The 16292-nt window shown below is 60.9% G+C and carries 16 protein-coding genes; 10 read left to right on the top strand and 6 right to left on the bottom strand.

The genetic code is table 11. The features are described 5' to 3' along the window. The first annotated feature begins 2 nt into the window (after nucleotides 1–2). The 5 genes from P0Y58_20115 (at nucleotide 3) to P0Y58_20095 (ending at nucleotide 5467) form a co-directional block, all read left to right on the top strand. Nucleotides 3–2303, top strand: a complete 2301-nt coding sequence (locus P0Y58_20115) for a fatty acid cis/trans isomerase (protein WEK33367.1) — start codon at nucleotides 3–5, stop codon at nucleotides 2301–2303. A gap of 208 nt (nucleotides 2304–2511) precedes the next feature. After that, nucleotides 2512–3546 (top strand): acyltransferase, encoded by a 1035-nt coding sequence (locus tag P0Y58_20110; protein WEK29199.1) that lies wholly within the window; start codon nucleotides 2512–2514, stop codon nucleotides 3544–3546. Nucleotides 3547–3604: 58 nt separating this feature from the next. Then, nucleotides 3605–4189 carry a Fe-S biogenesis protein NfuA gene (gene nfuA / locus P0Y58_20105; protein WEK29198.1) on the top strand — a complete coding sequence of 195 codons (585 nt, stop codon included), beginning with the start codon at nucleotides 3605–3607 and terminating at the stop codon, nucleotides 4187–4189. Nucleotides 4190–4375: 186 nt separating this feature from the next. Beyond that, the gene (locus P0Y58_20100) at nucleotides 4376–4984 is read left to right on the top strand and encodes an SCO family protein (GenBank protein WEK29197.1); all 609 of its coding nucleotides are present in this window, start codon (nucleotides 4376–4378) and stop codon (nucleotides 4982–4984) included. After that, complete coding sequence (locus P0Y58_20095) at nucleotides 4985–5467, top strand: copper chaperone PCu(A)C (protein ID WEK29196.1); 483 nt, start codon at nucleotides 4985–4987, stop codon at nucleotides 5465–5467. Between the two features lie 50 nt (nucleotides 5468–5517). Here the strand turns inward: P0Y58_20095 and P0Y58_20090 are convergent, their stop codons facing one another. Beyond that, the gene (locus P0Y58_20090) at nucleotides 5518–5745 is read right to left on the bottom strand and encodes a hypothetical protein (GenBank protein WEK29195.1); all 228 of its coding nucleotides are present in this window, start codon (nucleotides 5743–5745) and stop codon (nucleotides 5518–5520) included. 532 nt (nucleotides 5746–6277) lie between these two features. Between P0Y58_20090 and speD the strand changes: the two genes are divergently transcribed. The 5 genes from speD to dinB are packed head-to-tail and all read left to right on the top strand — an operon-like array spanning nucleotide 6278 to nucleotide 12420. Further along, nucleotides 6278–6667 (top strand): adenosylmethionine decarboxylase, encoded by a 390-nt coding sequence (gene speD, locus P0Y58_20085; protein WEK29194.1) that lies wholly within the window; start codon nucleotides 6278–6280, stop codon nucleotides 6665–6667. Then, complete coding sequence (locus tag P0Y58_20080) at nucleotides 6651–8057, top strand: radical SAM protein (protein WEK29193.1); 1407 nt, start codon at nucleotides 6651–6653, stop codon at nucleotides 8055–8057. The genes speD and P0Y58_20080 overlap by 17 nt, the downstream gene beginning before the upstream one ends. Nucleotides 8058–8071: 14 nt before the next feature. After that, complete coding sequence (locus P0Y58_20075; protein ID WEK29192.1) at nucleotides 8072–9289, top strand: MFS transporter; 1218 nt, start codon at nucleotides 8072–8074, stop codon at nucleotides 9287–9289. Then, the gene (locus P0Y58_20070; GenBank protein WEK29191.1) at nucleotides 9267–11318 is read left to right on the top strand and encodes an ornithine decarboxylase; all 2052 of its coding nucleotides are present in this window, start codon (nucleotides 9267–9269) and stop codon (nucleotides 11316–11318) included. The genes P0Y58_20075 and P0Y58_20070 overlap by 23 nt, the downstream gene beginning before the upstream one ends. Continuing rightward, nucleotides 11311–12420, top strand: a complete 1110-nt coding sequence (gene dinB, locus P0Y58_20065) for a DNA polymerase IV (GenBank protein WEK29190.1) — start codon at nucleotides 11311–11313, stop codon at nucleotides 12418–12420. The genes P0Y58_20070 and dinB overlap by 8 nt, the downstream gene beginning before the upstream one ends. On the opposite strand, the gene P0Y58_20060 is transcribed toward dinB, so the two are convergent. The 5 genes from P0Y58_20060 to P0Y58_20040 form a co-directional block, all read right to left on the bottom strand. After that, entirely contained in the window at nucleotides 12368–13270 is a 903-nt protein-coding gene (locus P0Y58_20060) for an AraC family transcriptional regulator (GenBank protein ID WEK29189.1), read from the bottom strand. The genes dinB and P0Y58_20060 overlap by 53 nt on opposite strands. After that, the gene (locus P0Y58_20055) at nucleotides 13267–13581 is read right to left on the bottom strand and encodes an AzlD domain-containing protein (GenBank protein WEK29188.1); all 315 of its coding nucleotides are present in this window, start codon (nucleotides 13579–13581) and stop codon (nucleotides 13267–13269) included. The genes P0Y58_20060 and P0Y58_20055 overlap by 4 nt, the downstream gene beginning before the upstream one ends. Further along, nucleotides 13578–14270 (bottom strand): AzlC family ABC transporter permease, encoded by a 693-nt coding sequence (locus P0Y58_20050; protein WEK29187.1) that lies wholly within the window; start codon nucleotides 14268–14270, stop codon nucleotides 13578–13580. The genes P0Y58_20055 and P0Y58_20050 overlap by 4 nt, the downstream gene beginning before the upstream one ends. A gap of 87 nt (nucleotides 14271–14357) precedes the next feature. Then, on the bottom strand, nucleotides 14358–15053 hold the full coding sequence (locus P0Y58_20045) for a sel1 repeat family protein (protein ID WEK29186.1): 696 nt from the start codon (nucleotides 15051–15053) through the stop codon (nucleotides 14358–14360). Between the two features lie 138 nt (nucleotides 15054–15191). After that, complete coding sequence (locus P0Y58_20040) at nucleotides 15192–16274, bottom strand: hypothetical protein (GenBank protein WEK29185.1); 1083 nt, start codon at nucleotides 16272–16274, stop codon at nucleotides 15192–15194. Nucleotides 16275–16292 lie beyond the last annotated feature (18 nt).

Raw genomic sequence — 16292 nt, 5'->3', positions numbered from 1 at the left:
ACATGGTGCATCGTATCCTTGCCGGCGCCTTCGCTCTGCTCATCAGCAGCGCGGTGTTCGGGCAAGCCCCCCAGTCGAGCCCGGCTATCTCCTACACCCGGGACATTCAACCGATCTTCACCGAGAAGTGCGTGGCCTGCCACGCCTGCAACGACGCCGCCTGCCAGTTGAAGCTGGAAAGCCCGGAGGGTGCGGTGCGCGGCGCCAGCAAGGTCCCGGTCTACGAGGGCGACCGCAGCAAGGCGGTGCCCACCACGCGGCTGTTCTACGACGCCCACAACGAAGAGCAATGGCGCAAGAAAGGCTTCTATTCGGTGCTCGACAACCAGGGCAGCCAGGCCGCGCTGATGGCGCGCATGCTGGAGCTGGGGCACAAGACCCCGCTCACGCCCAACGCCAAGCTGCCCGACGAAATCGTCCTGGGCCTGAGCCGCACCAACATGTGCCCGTTGCCCCATGAGTTCGACGCCTATGCCGGTGCCCATCCCAAGGAGGGCATGCCGCTGGCCGTGACTGGGCTGACAGACAAGGAATACGACACCATGCGCCGCTGGCTGGTGGCCGGTGCGCCGGTGGAATATCAGCCGATAAAGCCAAGCGATACCGAAGCCAGGCAGATCGCCGACTGGGAAGAACTGCTCAACCGCCCGGGCTCCACCGAGGCGCTGGTCGGGCGCTGGCTTTACGAGCATCTGTTCCTGGCGCACATCTACTTCGTCGGCGGCGAGCAGGGGCACTTCTTCCAGTGGGTGCGTTCACGCACGCCCAGTGGCCAGCCGGCGGACGTCATTGCCACGCGCCGCCCCAATGACCCACCCGGCACCGACTTCTATTACCGCCTGATCCCGGTGCAGGGCGTGATCGTGCACAAGACGCACATCACCTACCCGATGGGGCCGCAGAAGCTCAAGCGGGTGAAACAGCTGTTCTACGCAGGCGACTGGCATGCCGCCGCGCTGCCAGGCTACGGCCCGCGTCACCGCGCCAACCCGTTCGAAACTTTCGAGGCCATCCCCGCGGTGGCGCGCTACCAGTTCATGCTGGATAACGCCGAGTACTTCGTGCGCACGTTCATCCGTGGCCCGGTGTGCCGCGGGCAGATCGCTACCGATGTGATCCGCGACAACTTCTGGGCGCTGTTCCAGGAGCCGGCCTTCGACCGCTACGTCACCGATGCCGAGTATCGTGGCGAGGCCACACCGCTGCTGGCCATGCCCGGGCAGATCGATGATGTGGGCAGTGTGCTGAGCCTGTGGCACGCCTACCGCGACAAGCGCAACGACTATGAAAAGCTGCGCCGTGACGCCTATGCCGACCTGCCGGCGCCGGGCTGGTCGACCTTGTGGGCGGGTAACGACAACGCCCTGCTGAGCATCTTCCGCCACTTCGACAGCGCTTCGGTCACCAAGGGCCTGATCGGTGACGTGCCGCAGACCGTGTGGTTGTTCGACTACCCGCTGCTGGAGCGCACCTATTACCAGCTGGCGGTCAATTTCGACGTGTTCGGCAACGTTTCGCACCAGTTGCAGACGCGCCTGTACTTCGACCTGATCCGCAATGGCGCCGAGGTCAACTTCCTGCGCCTGATGCCGGCCGACCATCGCCAGGCGATTCTCAGCGACTGGTACCAGAACAGCGGCAAGGTGAAAATGTGGATGGACTATGAAGATATCGACACCGACACCCCAAGTGGCATCACGCTCGACCCGCGTGACCCCAAGCGCGATTTTGGCCTGAAGCTGTTGCAACGCACCGGTAGCCTGAACGCCGCCCCCGACCCGATCAACCGCTGCCAGGGTGCGTTCTGCTCCCGGCCGCAGATGAGCGAAGAGTTCCGCAATGCCGAACAGTCGCTCAGCCGCCTGGTGTCGCGCCCGGCTGCGGGGTTGAAGGTGATCGGTCAGTTGCCTGAGGCGACCATGCTGCGCATCGAGGGGCAGGGCGGCCAGCGCCAGGTGTACAGCCTGCTGCGCAACCGCGCGCACAGCAATGTCGCGTTCCTGCTGGGTGAGGCGTACCGCTACCAGCCGGGGCTGGACACCTTGACTCTCTATCCGGGGGTGCTCAGCAGTTACCCCAACTTCATCTTCAACGTACCGACCACGGATGTGGCGGAATTCGTCGAGGACATGGAGTACGCAAAAGACGATGCGGCCAGGTTTGAGCGTATCGTCATGCGCTGGGGCGTGCGCCGTAGCCACCCTGACTTCTGGCGCTACTTCCATGACCTGAACAGCTTCATCAAGGAGACCACACCGGTCGAGGCTGGAGTGTTGGACATGAACCGCTACGAAAACCTCTGATCGGGTAGGCTGACCTTTCCGAATACCCTGCGGTCGGAAAAGGTGGGTGGTCCGGGGGCTGCGTTGCAGCCCAATCGCCGGCAAGCCAGCTCCCACAGGGACCGCGTAAAGTCGAAGCCAACGCGGTCCCTGTGGGAGCTGGCTTGCTGGCGATGGAGCGCACAGCGCTCCCAGAGGCCTCAATGCACCGGCAAGCGCAGGGTATTTCATGCTGTATTCGCTTCAGGCACTGCGGGCGTTCGCCGCCTGGGTGGTGGTCTGCCATCACTTCATGCAGATTTTCTTCGACTTCCACGCTACCGGCCCCATCGGCCAGTTGCTCACTGACCGTGGCGCCGTGGGCGTCGACATTTTCTTCATCATCAGCGGGCTGGTCATCTACCTGTCGACCCGCGACAAAGTCATCGAGCCGCGCCAGTTTCTGCTCAATCGGCTGTTGCGTATCGTCCCGGCCTACTGGTTTTACACGGCGCTGATGGCGACGTTGCTGCTGGCCTTCAGCCAATGGATGCCACACCAGGCGTTCGACTGGCGGCACCTGTTGCTGTCGATGCTGTTCATCCCGGCGGAAAACCCTGGAGGCTACGGCCTGTACCCGACCCTGAACGTGGGCTGGACGCTGAACTTCGAGATGTTCTTCTACTTGCTGTTCGGCCTGGCCTTCCTGGTGCGTCAGCGTCACCACCTGCTGCTGGTTACCGCTGCACTGTTGCTGGTCAGCGAAGTGCTGGGGCGGTTGGGCATACTCAGCCGTTTCTACAACAACGACATCATCTACGAGTTCCTGCTCGGCATCGGCCTGGGTGTGCTGTACCGCCGCGGGCTGATTCGCCAGGGGCGCTGGCTACCGCTGGTGTTGCTGGGCGTGGCAGGGGTGGCTATCTACCACCTGGATGCGTCGCAGCGCTTGCTGCATTGGGGCGTGCCGAGCGCGTTGATCGTGCTGGCCTTCATTGCCATGGAGCCGCTGTTCCAGGGCAACCGGCTGCTCAAGACGCTCGGCGACTGCTCTTATTCGGTTTACCTGATCCATGTGCTGGTGCTGTACGCCGGCTGGTTCGCCACCCAGCGCCTGCAGTTGAACCCGTACCTTGTGTTTGCCCTGTGCGTGCCGTCCATTGGACTAATGTCGTGGTTCAGCTACCAGTGGCTGGAGCGTGGCTTGTACCGGCGCATGCAGGCCTGGCTGGCGGCGCCACGGGGGCAGGACACGGCATATGCGCTTTCCCGAGTCAAATGCTAGGACTTTGTTCGAAGAGCGGGTTGGCGTACACTTGGCGGCAAGTCTGTGAGGAACCTACATGAGCGATATAACCATTACTGACGCCGCCCATGACTACCTGGCCGATCTGCTTTCCAAGCAGAACACGCCTGGCATCGGCATTCGCGTTTTCATCACCCAGCCGGGCACCCAGTACGCAGAGACGTGCATTGCCTACTGCAAGCCGGGCGAAGAGAAGCCTGACGACACCGCCGTGGGTCTGAAGAGCTTCACCGCATACCTGGACGCAGTCAGCGTGCCGTTTCTGGAAGACGCACTGGTCGACTACGCCACCGACCGCATGGGTGGTCAGTTGACCATCAAGGCGCCGAACGCCAAGGTGCCGATGGTCAACGAAGACAGCCCGATCAACGAGCGTATCAACTATTACCTGCAGACCGAGATCAACCCCGGTCTGGCCAGCCACGGCGGCCAGGTCAGCCTGGTGGACGTGGTCGATGACGGCATCGCCGTGCTGCAGTTCGGTGGCGGCTGCCAGGGCTGTGGCCAGGCAGACGTTACCTTGAGGGAAGGCATTGAGCGTACCTTGCTTGAGCGTATTCCGGAGCTCAAGGGTGTGCGTGACGTGACTGACCACACCCAGAAAGAGAACGCCTACTACTAAGGTCTCTTAGCAACAAAGTGTTACGGTTTCAATCCCTGCGACAACAGGCCGCAGCCCGTATTCAAAGGGCTGCGCGCCGTCAGCGCCTTGGTCGGGTAGAACCCCATCAGGTGTCATGCCAGAATGCCCCGGTTTTTCGACCGGCCCGTCCCGAGGGCCGGCACCTTCCCTGTAAAGGATGGTTTCATGAATGATCTTTTGACCCGGCGTGCGGTTGTCGCCGGCATGGGCGTTCTCGGGCTTGGCCTGCTGGCAGGCTGTAGTCCGGCCCGGGGGCTCGAGTTCAAGTACGGCAAGAACATGAGCAACGAAATCCTCGGGCGCAAGTTCAGCCTCAAAGACCCGCAAGGTAACGTGCGCACCCTGTCGAGCTTCTACGGCAGCATGCCGATGGTCTTCTTCGGCTTTACCCAGTGCCCGGCCGTCTGCCCGACCACCCTGGCGCGTGCTGCACAGATCCGCAAACTGCTGAAAGGCCGTGACCGCGACCTGTTCCAGGTGGTGTTCATCACCCTGGATCCGGAGCGCGACACCCCGGAAGTGCTCGATGCCTACGTTAAAGCCTTCGACCCTACGTTCACCGCGCTGACCGGCACCCCCGAAGAAATCGCCGCTGTGGCCAAGGAATTCAAGGTGTTCTACGAGAAGGTCCCGGCCGGTGATACCTACACCATCTCTCACTCGTCCACCAGCTACGTCTACGATACCCGTGGCACCCTGCGCCTGAGCCTGGGTCATTCCCTGAATGCCAAGGAATGCGCCGAAGACCTGGTCACCCTGATGGAGATCTGCTGAATGTCGATGCAACCGATCAAACGCGGCCTGGCTGCCCTGGCACTGATGGGCCTGGCTCTGCCGGCCCTGGCGCAAACCACCGTGAGCGATGCCTGGGTCCGTGCCAGCGTGCCGCACCAGCAGTCTACCGGTGCCTTCATGACACTGACTGCCAGCAGCGACAGCAAGCTGGTGAGCGTGGCTTCGCCCGTGGCCAAGACCGTGCAGGTGCACGAGATGACCATGAACGGCGACGTGATGGGCATGCGTGAGGTCAAGGCCGTCGAATTGCCGGCCGGCAAGGCCGTGACCCTGGACCCGAATGGCCTGCATGTGATGCTGATGGGCCTGAACAATCAGGTGAAGGAAGGCGATAAAGTGCCGCTGACCCTGACCATCGAGGATGCCAAAGGCACCAAGGAAACCCTCGACGTGCAGGCTGAAGTGCGCCCGCTCAACGCCGAGGCCGGCGGTGGGCATGACCACATGCACATGAAGCACTGACCGACCAAGGGGCCGCATTTAGCGGCCCTTTGTTTTTTCAGCTGCGCCTCTCAGCTACGAAAGCGCGGCAGCGGCCTGTCGAGCGTCAGCGACGTCAGGGTCTTGCGAACCTGGGCCTCATCGGCCTCCAGTGCTTTCAGGCTGGCGCGGATCTTGCCGGCGGCGGGCACATCGCCCTGCCGGTCGATCCAGTCGGCAATCTCCTTGCAGGCACTGTTCAGGCAGGCCTGGCGCTGGTTCATCAGCGACAGAAGGGTGGTGAGCTCTCTTTCGGACATGGCAGGATCCTCCGTTCAGCTTTGTCAGTGTAGCAGAGGGTTGGCGGGGCTCCTGCTGCGTTTGCGAGGAGCGTCAATCTGGCAGGAAACGGCTGCGTAGGTCACGCAGTAATAACTCGTTACTTATACACATCATGTTTAAAGTCGACGCCACTCCTCTATGTGGGCACGGCGGATTAGTAGTTCCCTGGACAGTGATGAACCGCTTTATCACCGCAGTCTGCGCTGAGTGAGAGCTCGGCCCTCCATCGCTAGTGCATGTAGGAATATTCTGCGTGACGGGTGCAAGCATATGGCTGGTGTTACTGTTGTTACAACTTGGCTATTGAGTCTTGCTCTGGATGAGCCTTAAGTTGGTGTTGCCCGGAAGTGCAAGGGCAACTTCGAAAATCTGAAAGGAGTTCACGCATGAAATCTGCTATCGAGCTGTTCAAGACCGATGTGACTGGCGTAACCACGAAAGGTGTCTGCATGTGGTGAGCAAGGGGGCGGCTTCGCGTCGCCCCTTTATTTCCATTAAAGGAGTACTTTTATGGACGATCGTGGGTACCACACCATCTGGGATATCACTGGTGCCAGTGCAAAGTTGCTGAGCAATGACAACGCATTACATTGCTTTTTCCTGAGTGCTCTGCAGGCGTCTGGGTTCACTGTGATAAGCGACATGATCCACAAATTTTCGTCGGGTGGGGAGGGGGTGACCGGGCTTTTTCTCTTGTCGGAGTCTCATCTGTCCTACCACACCTATCCTGAGCGCGGCTATATAAGCATCGACGTCTATACGTGTGGAAAAAACAATCACTCGATCAATGAGGGGATTTCGGCTTTCTTTGGAGCTGATGTACGGGTCAACAGAAGAACGTTGTTGCGTGGAAGTGCAGTAACGGGCCTGCAGGGGGTTAGACATGCAGCTGCTCGATAGAGGCTTATTAAAGTTTGATTATCAGTTCCCGCTTTATAATTTCTTCTATCCATCCCAAGCACACGAAGTCTACCAGCCTGCCACTCACCGCTTTGCTGAGATAATGACCGCCGCCAATCGGGTTGCGCGCTCACGCGCTTTGTACTTTCACATTCCTTTTTGCGATGCCATCTGTACGTTTTGCCCATTTACACGCGGGCTGTACAAGAGTGCCAGTGACATCGACCGATATACCCAGGCGCTGATCGGCGAAATATCGCATAAGGCACAAATGATGGATTTGAAGGCGGTGCCAGTCAGGGCGATATTTTTTGGTGGTGGAACACCGTCACTGCTCTCGCCTGAAAATATTCATGAGATAGGTGAGGCGTTGCATCGCCATTTCGATATGCGCGACGTTCAAGAGTTCTCTTTCGAGTTCAGTATCACAAGCGTCACCGAGGAGCGCGCCCGTGCGCTGGCTGCCATTGGTGTAACCCATGCGCGATTTGGCTTGCAAACGATCGACCGCGAATGGCGGCAGCTGTTCAACCTTGACCCGGACATCGGCAAGATCGAGCGTGCTGTCGAACAGCTGCGTGGGCATTTCGGACATGTGCTCTGCGATATTCTGTACGGAATGAACGGCAGCCACGAGCAGCAGACACTCGCCGACATCGACAAGGCGGTTGCGATGGGCGTTAGCAACGTCGATATCTACCCCATCAACAACGCTGCTACATCCGTAAAGTTGCACAAGCAGATCAAGGCTCGTTTCGCGGACGTGATGCCTGCCATGCGCAAGCTCAATATGAAGTTCATGCTCGATGAGCACCTGCGCCAGTATGGCTATGTTCCCTACAATGGCCATGGCTATGTGCTCAGGCCCGGCGCCGATAGCTCGCTGTTTGCCAACGATTACTCGTTTATCTACCACGAGCATGTCTACGGCTATGCCGACCATGACCTGCTGGGCTTCGGCGTGGGCGCCATCTCGTCGGTTGCGGGGCACGTCATTACCAATACCCCCTCGCGCGAGAAATACACCCAACGCATGACGGCAGGAGAGCACCTGTGCCAGGTGAGCGGGCATGACCCGCTGCTGGATGCGGTCAAGCCGCTGGTAGTGCGGTTGGCCTATCACGGCCTGGTCGATAAGCGCCTGGTTGCAATGGACCGCATGCCGGAGGCGTTGCTCAGTCGTCTTGATGCCTTGATTCAGGCAGGCCTGGTTGTGGAGGACACTTACCACTATCGGCTAACGCGGCTCGGCTGGCTTTGGTACAGCAACATCATGTTTTACCTGATGCCGGCAAGTGAGCAGGACATTCTCAGAAAGCTGGTTTTCGAGCGGCTCGATGTACCGGGGCGTGACATCACAGAGCATGAGCTTATCTACGCCGCTGGCTAAGGAACCTATGGAATATGCAGGCGTTGACTGCTAATTACGGCACACGTTCGCTGGCGACGGGGTATTGTTTTTCGAAGTGTGGTGAATTTGCCTTCGAAGCTGCGTTTGCTGTGGCGATCGTGTCCTTGACCGATGCCGACCTGTTTTTGATCGGCATCGCCTATTTTTTTCGATACCTGCCGAGTGTGGTGTTTTCGCCCTTGGGGGGGTGGCTGGCGGATAACACTGACAAAAAACGTACCCTGTTAGCGGTTGAGGGGGGCAAAGGTCTTCTGGCGTTTGCCTTCTTTGCCTTGTTCAGTCTTTACACTCCGGAGTTACCCGCGCTGGTGGGCCTGGCGATGGTCATGACGGCGCTCGACTGCCTTTATGTGCCCACCTTTCGCGCGTACTTTCCGGACCTTGTAGAAAAGGACCAGTTAGCTTCGGTCAACAGTGGTGTCCAAGTGATCGAGGATGCTGCCTCAATTGTCGGGCCACTGGTTTTCTCTGCGTGCGTGTTGCTGATGTCGCGCGAAACCACTTTCCTGTTCTTTGCACTCTGCCTGGTGTTCTCGGCCATATCCGTCGCCACCTTGAGGCCTGCCAGGCAAGGCGAGCGTCAGGTATTCGACGGGGGTGCCATAGTCCGCGATGCTGCGCGCAGCGTGAGCCAGCTCAGGAGCAGCAATGCCCCACTGTTTGCCGTTATTGGGTGCACCACGCTGTGTGCACTGTTCGCAACCTCGGTAATTCGCTTCATTCTTCCTGCTACGGTACTGGAACACTTCGCCTCTGAAGCGGCGGTCGGTTACGTATTCTCACTGCTCGCAGCAGGCACCGTACTGGGGGGTGTGCTCTACACACGCTTTAACCCGTGCACTACAGCACGGCTGGTACTGCGTTACTGGCTGCTCTACGGCGCACTGTTTTTTGCCGCGGCAATGGCGCTACAAGTCAACAGTTGGCTGTTTCTGCTGGTCCTGTTCATGGTCGGCTTCATTGGGGCATTTGTTGATATCGCTATCGTGACCAACATCCAGTGCCTGTCGAGTGAGCATGAAGTTGGCAGGAACTTCTCACTTTACTACTTCACAGCCGTCATTGGTGATGCCGTTTCAGGGCTGGTCGCCAGTTTGGTGTTCGTGATCGCCGGGCCGGCAACCTTCATCTGGATGACCCTGATGCTGTTCATCGCGCCAGTACGCTGGAACCTGAAAGGAGAGGCCCATGACACCGACAATCGTGCATAGCGTGGTACTGGCTGTTGACGCATGGGAGGGCGTGCGAACGGCGCCTTTGCATTCGACAGCAGACATCGCGCTAGCTTCTGCATTGATCATGACGCCTGGTGACGCGCTGTACGCAACTGTGCGTGAGGCGGGAGAGCGTTGGCGGGTTCCGGTATTCATTGTCTCGGACGGTGTGAGCGGGCCGGCAGGGGAGGACGAAGATCATAAGCTGAAATTGCCGTTGTCGGAACACGACAAGGCCAGGCTGATGGCAGCCGCACAGGCCTATGAGGACTGTGTATTGCCACCTTTCACCCGTGCCGTTGCGTCATTTGCAGGCAGGCGTCGGCCAACTTTTGCCTGCCCCGGTCACCAAGGGGGGAACTGGTTGGAGCAGCATCCGGCCGGTGCCCGCTTCAGGCAACTGTTGGGGCCGGAGGTCTTCCGTGTGGATGTGCCCCATGCGGCGCCGGAGTTGGGTGATGTACTGGCCCATGAAGGGCCGGTAAGAGAGGCCGAGCAACTGGCTGCCAGGGTTTTCGGTGCCGACGATACCTGGTTTGTGCTGAATGGCACGTCTACTGCCAACAAGGTGGTCGCCAGTGCGCTGCTGGCGGCCGGAGACCTGGTGTTGATGGATCGTAACAACCACAAATCGGTGTTCCTGGGTGCCTTGATTCAGTGCGGTGCCTTGCCGGTATACCTGGACAACGTGCGAGATGAGAGGGGGCTGCTGGGCGGCTATCGCCAGGGTGCTCTGGATGAGGACCGTCTACGCGGGCGTGCTGGGCAGCTCTGTGAGCACAAGGCGCGCAAACCCAGGCCCTTTCGTCTGGCGGTAATCCAGCAGGCTACCTGCGACGGGGTGGTGGTCGATGCAGCGGCAATGCTGGCCCGGATCGGCCATCTTTGCGACTACGTGCTGTTCGACGGCGCATGGGCCGGCTATGAGCCTTTCATTCCGGCATTGGCCGCCCTGTCACCGCTAAACGTGCCATTGACCGGGGCCTCCCCCGGCATTGTCGTGACCCAGTCGGTGCACAAGCAGATGTCCGGGCTCTCCCAGGCGTCACAGATTCACAAGAAGGACCGGCATATTGCCCTGCTCCCTGGTTACTGCCCCATGGCAGTGTTCAATGCCGCCTTTATGCAGCACGCGTCGACCAGCCCTTCCTACCCCTTGTTCATGTCTCTGGAAGTTAATGCAGCCATGCTTGCCGACGGCGAAGGCGAACGCCATTGGCGGCAGGCGTTGGCCGCTGCGCAGATATTGCGCGATCAGGTGGTACGTCGCTGCCGGTTCGTCCGGCCACTGATGCCGGGTGTTGCGCAGGCTCCGCTTGAATACCAGGCACAGGGTACATTGCCTATCGAGCCTGGCTTGCACTATATCGACCCATGCAAAGCCATTTTCACCACCCGAGGGCGGCTCGACATCCCGGCATGCCTGGTTACCCAGTACCTGCGTGATTGTGACTTCACTCCGGAAAAAGCGGATTTTTACACCTTTACCCTGCTGATAACGCCCTCCAGCGACACCGCCGCCTTGAACCGGCTGGTGGATGCTCTGGCAACATTTGAAGCGCACTTGCTCGAAGGCACGGCGGTGCTGCAATTGCTACCTTCGCTGTGTGCAGCCCCGGCGCCCTATCTGGGGATATCCCTCGCCATGCTCTGTGAACGCATCAACACCTTGTATCGCAATCATCAGGTCGAGCAGCGGCAAAGTGAGATTTTCAGTGCTATAGGCGCGGCACAGGGGGGATGCTCCCCCTATCAGGCCAACCAGCGGTTTGTGCGTGGCGAAGCCATTTTGGTGAGTATCGGGGAGGTTGCAGGCAAGGTTGCGGCAGAGGGTGTTATTCCATACCCGCCAGGCATCATGTGCATCGCTCCCGGCGAGCGCTGGACGGCGGTTTTGGTGGGCTATCTGCAAGCTGTCGAGGCGCTTTCTGCGCAGTACCCTGAATTTGCCCCGCACATTCAGGGTGTTCATGAAGTGCGTAACAGCGATGGATCCGCCTCGTTGGGGGTATTCGTGCTTGATTGAATACGCTCAATCGCCTGGCAGCGCGGACCAGCAACTGCAAGGTCCCGGGCGCAAGTTCATCCATGTCGACATGGACTCCTATTTCGTTGCCGTTGAGCTGCTGGATGCCCCATGGCTGCGAGAGCGGCCGGTCGCTGTTGGCGGGAAGGCGACAGACCGGGGTGTGATCAGCACCTCCAACTACATTGCCAGGCGCTTTGGCGTCAAAAGCGGCATGGCGACCGCAACGGCGCAACGCTTGTGCCCAGGGTTGGTGCTGCTGCCCGTTCGCTTCGAACGTTACGAAGCGATAACCCGCAGGCTGGACATCATTTTCCGGCGCTATACCCCAAGCGTTGAGTTTCTCTCGCTGGATGAGGCCTCCCTGGATGTGACAGGGCAACTGCATTGCAACGGCTCGGCGACGTACATGGCAAGCCGGATCCGGGCGACCATCGAGCAAGAGTTGCAGTTGACGGCTTCGGCGGGTATCGCACCGTTGAAGTACCTGGCAAAAATGGCGTCGGAGGTGAATAAGCCCAATGGCCAGTTCGTTATCGCACCGGGCCAGGAGCAGGATTTTCTGGCAAATCTGGACATTCGCAAGATCCCTGGGGTAGGGCCCAAGACCTGGGACGTGATGCTAGCACTGGGCTGTACCAAATGTGCTGACGTCACAGATGAGATGATCCCGGCCCTGTTGCGCCACCTCGGCGCGCACGGTTTCTATGTGTGGGAGCGTTGTCGGGGGCAGGAGGGATACGAAGGGAAATCGGGTGGTATCCAGTCCTTGGGTGTTGAGCATACGTTACCCCGTGACTGCGATGACTTTGCCTGCTGTATCGGGGAACTGGATGAACTGCTGACGGCTTTGGCGACGCGTCTGGAAACGCTCGGCAACGCGCCGCCGATCGTCAGGAACCAGGTCAAACTGAAGTTTTCCGATTTTTCAATTGCCACTGCCGAGGCCCCCGCCTTGGCGTTGCAGCCGGAGGTAATGCGGGGGTTATGCCGAATGCTTTGGGACACCAAACGGCAAGGGCGAGCGGTGCGCCTAGTTGGTATTGCCGTCAGGATTCGACGGAACCTGCAGGATCCCTTGCAACTGGAGTTGGCATTGTGAGCAACCGGGTAGTCACGCTTGAGCTGATGCATGCCTGCCGATACGCCCCCGGCGTCACCCCGTAGGCTTGCTTGAACTGTCGGCTCAAATGACTCTGGTCGGAAAAACCGAGGTCGAACGCCACCTCCGAAGCGACCAGGCCGGTCTTGAGCATTTCCCGGGCGCGGGCCAGGCGCCGTTGCTTCAGCCAGGCATGTGGTGGCAGCCCGGTGGCTTGGCGAAACACCCGGGCGAAGTGGAATGGCGACAGGTTGACTGCCGCCGCCAGCGCTTCGAGCGAGGGCGGGTCGGCCAGCTGGCTTTCCAGCAGTTCGCGGGCGCGGGCCACGGCCAGTGGTTCGTGGCCGGGGGCCGAGGGCTCGGCGCATTGGCCGTGCCGTTGCACCAGGGCCAGCACCGCCTGGCGCCAGGCAGTCTGTTGCTGCAGGGCGCTGGCACCGGTTTCGGACAGCTGATGCAGCTGGCTGAAGGCGATGGCCAGGGCCGGGTCGTGGATCACGCTGTCTTTGAAACTGGGCATGCCGTGGCGGCCCAGTTCAAGCTCTTCAAGCACGCCGGTGACGCGCTCATGCTCGGGGTAGAAGCCGCGGTAGCGCCAGCCCGCTTCGTGGGCTGTGGCGCCGGTGTGCAGTTCGTCAGGGTTGATCAGCACCATACTGCCGACCGGCGCCAGGTGCTCGCTGCCGCGGTGCCAAAAACGTTGTGCGCCGGACTCGATCACGGTGAACACATAGCCTTCGTGCACATGCGGGGCGAAACGCTGCTGGAAATAGCGCGCGTGCAGCATCTCGACGTCGCCCAAGGCGGGCGCCTGCCAGAGGTGTGTCTGCTCGCGCAGGGGCGTGGTCATGCCAGCCAGCTGCGCAGGATGAAGAAGATCAACATGCTCACCAGCATGCTCAGCAACACGCTGCGGGTCAACAGCACCAGGGCGATGGCCACCAATGAACCCAGCAGGTAGGGGTTGAGCAGGCTCAGGTTGAGCTGGTGCTCGGGCATGAAAATGATCGGGCCGCAGATGGCGGTGAGCATGCCCGGCACGGCGAAGCCGAGGAACTGCCGGGCATTGGAGCTCAGGCGCAAAGGCAGCCGTGGCTCCAGGAACGCATAGCGGTTGAGGAACACGATGGCGCCCATGGCGAAAATCAGGATCCAGGTCATGCGCGGGCTCCGGCGAACTTCTGGCAAATGAACCCGGCGCCCATGCCCAGCAGGCCGGCCGCCACCAGCGCGGTCTCCCAATGCCAGTGGCTGAACAACACCGAGCAGAACAATGACACGACCACGCACACCACGGTAGGCAGGTTGCGCACCAGCGGTGCGATCAGGGCGACGAAGGTGGCGACAATGGAAAAGTCCAGGCCGAACTGGTCCAGGTGGGGAATGTTCTGGCCCAGCAGGATGCCGGCCAGGGTGAACAGGTTCCAGGCGACGTAGAACGTCAGGCCCACCCCCAAAGCGTACCAGCGGTTGAATTGCTGTTGGTCGTAGTGGCTGGTCAAGGCAAAGAACTCGTCGGTGAGCAGGAAGCCCAGGCCCAGGCGCCAGCGCAGCGGCTGGCTGGACAGGACCGGGCGCATCGACAGGCCATACAGCAGGTGCTGCGAGGTCAGCAGCAGGGTGGTGAGCAGGATAGACGCCAGGTTGGCGCCGCCCTTGAGCATGCCAATGGCGACCAGTTGCGCGGCACCGGCGAAGACGATGGCCGATAGGCCTTGCCCCTCCCAGGCGCTGAGGTTTGCTTCGATGGCCATGGAGCCGGCCAGCAGGCCCCAGGGCGCGACGGCCAGGGACAACGGCATGATGGCGATGGCGCCGTGGAGGAAGGCTTGGCGAGCGATGTGGGGCATGATGGCTGCAATGCGTGTACGAGGCAGATCAGCATGCCAGACGGGGCAGGGGATGGCTTGAACGATCTTGCTGTGCTTGGGCGATGGTTACGGGCGACTGGTCAAATGCTGCTGCGCCGTCACGCAGCCGTTGATGTCCACGGCTTTCTGCAAAAGGCTCAGCCGGTGCGGTGGGTCCAGGTCGCCGAGCAGGCGGTACACTTCGGCCTGGTAGTCGCGCTGGCGCCCCCACAGCATTTCCAGGCCTTGTGGCCGGCTGCGGCTGCAGGCCAGGCGGGTGGTCGGTTGCGGGTAGTAGGGGGCATAGACGGTGGCCATGCTGGGAATGGCCTCCAGCGCAGCACGGTACTCGCTGCTGGCGTTGTAGGGCCGGCACCAGGTGGAGATCGCCGGAGCGGGTGCGGCAAAGCCCTGTTTGAGGCTGGCTTCGAGCAACGGGCAGGCGGCATCCGCAATTTGAGCGGCAGGCAGGTAAGTCATGTAGTACAGCGCCAGGCGGTACTGCGCCACCGGGTGGCCCAGCTCTACCGACTTTTTCAGCAGGGCAACCGCTGTCGGCAGGGTGTGCGCCATGGCCTGGCCCTGGCGGCTAAGCTCGGGGTCGCCGCCCGCGGCGGTGCGCAGGGTGCTGGTATCGTCGCCCTGGTTATCGGCCTGCTCCAGCAGCGGCAAGGCCTGGCGGTAGAGCAGGTCGGCATGAGGGTCGATGCGCACTTCCAGCGCGTGCGCAGCCAGCGGCATCAGGGCGACCAACAGCGGGGGCAGGCGTCGTATGCGGCTCACAGGCAAGCCCCGTGGGCGCTCAGGCAAAGATGGACGGCTTCGATGTCAATGGCGGTCAAGCGTACGCCTCGGGAAAATCGGAACGACCGCCTATTCTAGCCACCCAAGGGGTGTGGCCGAAAGACCACTCGGCAACTGTCAGACGAGCTTGATCGGCGTGACCTTGCGTTGAGCGTGTTTTTCCTGGGCCAGGCCAAGCTTGGCGGTAATCACTTTGGCCAACGCGTTGTTACCCAGGTCGTTCAGGTGCAGGCGGTCGACGAACAGATCGGCACCGAACACCGGCGAGCTGCTGAGCATGCCGTTCATGTCATAGCAGGGCACCGGGTCGGCCTGGCTTTTGATGCGGCGGAAAAAGGCCGAGTGCAACTGGCTGTCGAATGCGCCGTCCAGCAGCCGGTCGAAGTTGGCCGGTTGTTGCTCCAGTGCGGCCAGCATGGCCCGCTCGCCAGCCGGCAGGGTGTCCCGGCACCAAGGCAGCAACGGCTGCAGGATGAAGGTGAGGGTGGCGTGGCTGTCTGCCAGCAGGCGGTCCCACTGACGCAAGGTCCGGCCAATGCTGTCGGCAGCGCGAGCCAGGCGCTTTTCCGGCGGCGACAGTGGCCAGATGGCCGGGGGTTCGACCGCAGGCGTGGTCAGGGCCTGGCTGATGCGCTGCCACAGTGATGGCCGGCGGGGTGGTGCGGCAGGTTGCATACCTTCGCTGAAGCTGCTGAGAAAAGCCTGGTAGGCCTTGGCGTGCTGCGGGTCGTTGGGGCTGGCGAGGATTTCGCTCAGGGCTTCGTGGGCCAGGCTGTTGAGGCCGCTGAGCACCACCACGTGGCCGAGTTGGCCAAGGCGGTGTTGGTGAGTCAGGAACATCAGCAGTTCATGGCTGGCATTGAGTCCGCAACCGGCCAGGCTCAGCCAGACTTCCCCCGTGAGCGTCGACAGGTGCGAGGCCACCGTGTGTTCGTCGGAGCTGGCGCCGATACCCAGGGCCGTCGAGCCGCCGACCAGCAGGTTGATACGTGAAGCGCCGCCGCGTTCGGCTGCCGAGAAGCGCTTGCCGGCGCAATGGCTGTAGCGCAGGCCAAGGGCATCGGTGTTGATTGTGCCGGAACGGTAGCCGGTTTCATGTACGTGCACAGTGTGCGGCGCACGGCGGCTGCCCAGCAGCAGAAAGCGCTGGTAGTCCTGTTGCAACGGCGAAGGAGACGGGCTCGTATCAGTTGCTGTCATGGTCTTTCCTTCTGTTGC

Source organism: Candidatus Pseudomonas phytovorans (assembly GCA_029202525.1).
Lineage (GTDB): Bacteria > Pseudomonadota > Gammaproteobacteria > Pseudomonadales > Pseudomonadaceae > Aquipseudomonas > Aquipseudomonas phytovorans.
The sequence above is the reverse complement of the archived record's forward strand: the minus strand, read 5'-3'. Positions and strand labels throughout refer to the sequence as shown.

Excerpts from the sequence above, each read along its gene's own strand:
- P0Y58_20115 (WEK33367.1), top strand. The coding sequence starts at position 3 with ATGGTGCATCGTATCCTTGCCGGCGCCTTCGCTCTGCTCATCAGCAGC.
- P0Y58_20110 (WEK29199.1), top strand. The coding sequence starts at position 2,512 with ATGCTGTATTCGCTTCAGGCACTGCGGGCGTTCGCCGCCTGGGTGGTG.
- nfuA (WEK29198.1), top strand. The coding sequence starts at position 3,605 with ATGAGCGATATAACCATTACTGACGCCGCCCATGACTACCTGGCCGAT.
- P0Y58_20100 (WEK29197.1), top strand. The coding sequence starts at position 4,376 with ATGAATGATCTTTTGACCCGGCGTGCGGTTGTCGCCGGCATGGGCGTT.
- P0Y58_20095 (WEK29196.1), top strand. The coding sequence starts at position 4,985 with ATGTCGATGCAACCGATCAAACGCGGCCTGGCTGCCCTGGCACTGATG.
- P0Y58_20090 (WEK29195.1), bottom strand. The coding sequence starts at position 5,745 with ATGTCCGAAAGAGAGCTCACCACCCTTCTGTCGCTGATGAACCAGCGC.
- speD (WEK29194.1), top strand. The coding sequence starts at position 6,278 with ATGGACGATCGTGGGTACCACACCATCTGGGATATCACTGGTGCCAGT.
- P0Y58_20080 (WEK29193.1), top strand. The coding sequence starts at position 6,651 with ATGCAGCTGCTCGATAGAGGCTTATTAAAGTTTGATTATCAGTTCCCG.
- P0Y58_20075 (WEK29192.1), top strand. The coding sequence starts at position 8,072 with ATGCAGGCGTTGACTGCTAATTACGGCACACGTTCGCTGGCGACGGGG.
- P0Y58_20070 (WEK29191.1), top strand. The coding sequence starts at position 9,267 with ATGACACCGACAATCGTGCATAGCGTGGTACTGGCTGTTGACGCATGG.
- P0Y58_20060 (WEK29189.1), bottom strand. The coding sequence starts at position 13,270 with ATGACCACGCCCCTGCGCGAGCAGACACACCTCTGGCAGGCGCCCGCC.
- P0Y58_20055 (WEK29188.1), bottom strand. The coding sequence starts at position 13,581 with ATGACCTGGATCCTGATTTTCGCCATGGGCGCCATCGTGTTCCTCAAC.
- P0Y58_20050 (WEK29187.1), bottom strand. The coding sequence starts at position 14,270 with ATGCCCCACATCGCTCGCCAAGCCTTCCTCCACGGCGCCATCGCCATC.
- P0Y58_20040 (WEK29185.1), bottom strand. The coding sequence starts at position 16,274 with ATGACAGCAACTGATACGAGCCCGTCTCCTTCGCCGTTGCAACAGGAC.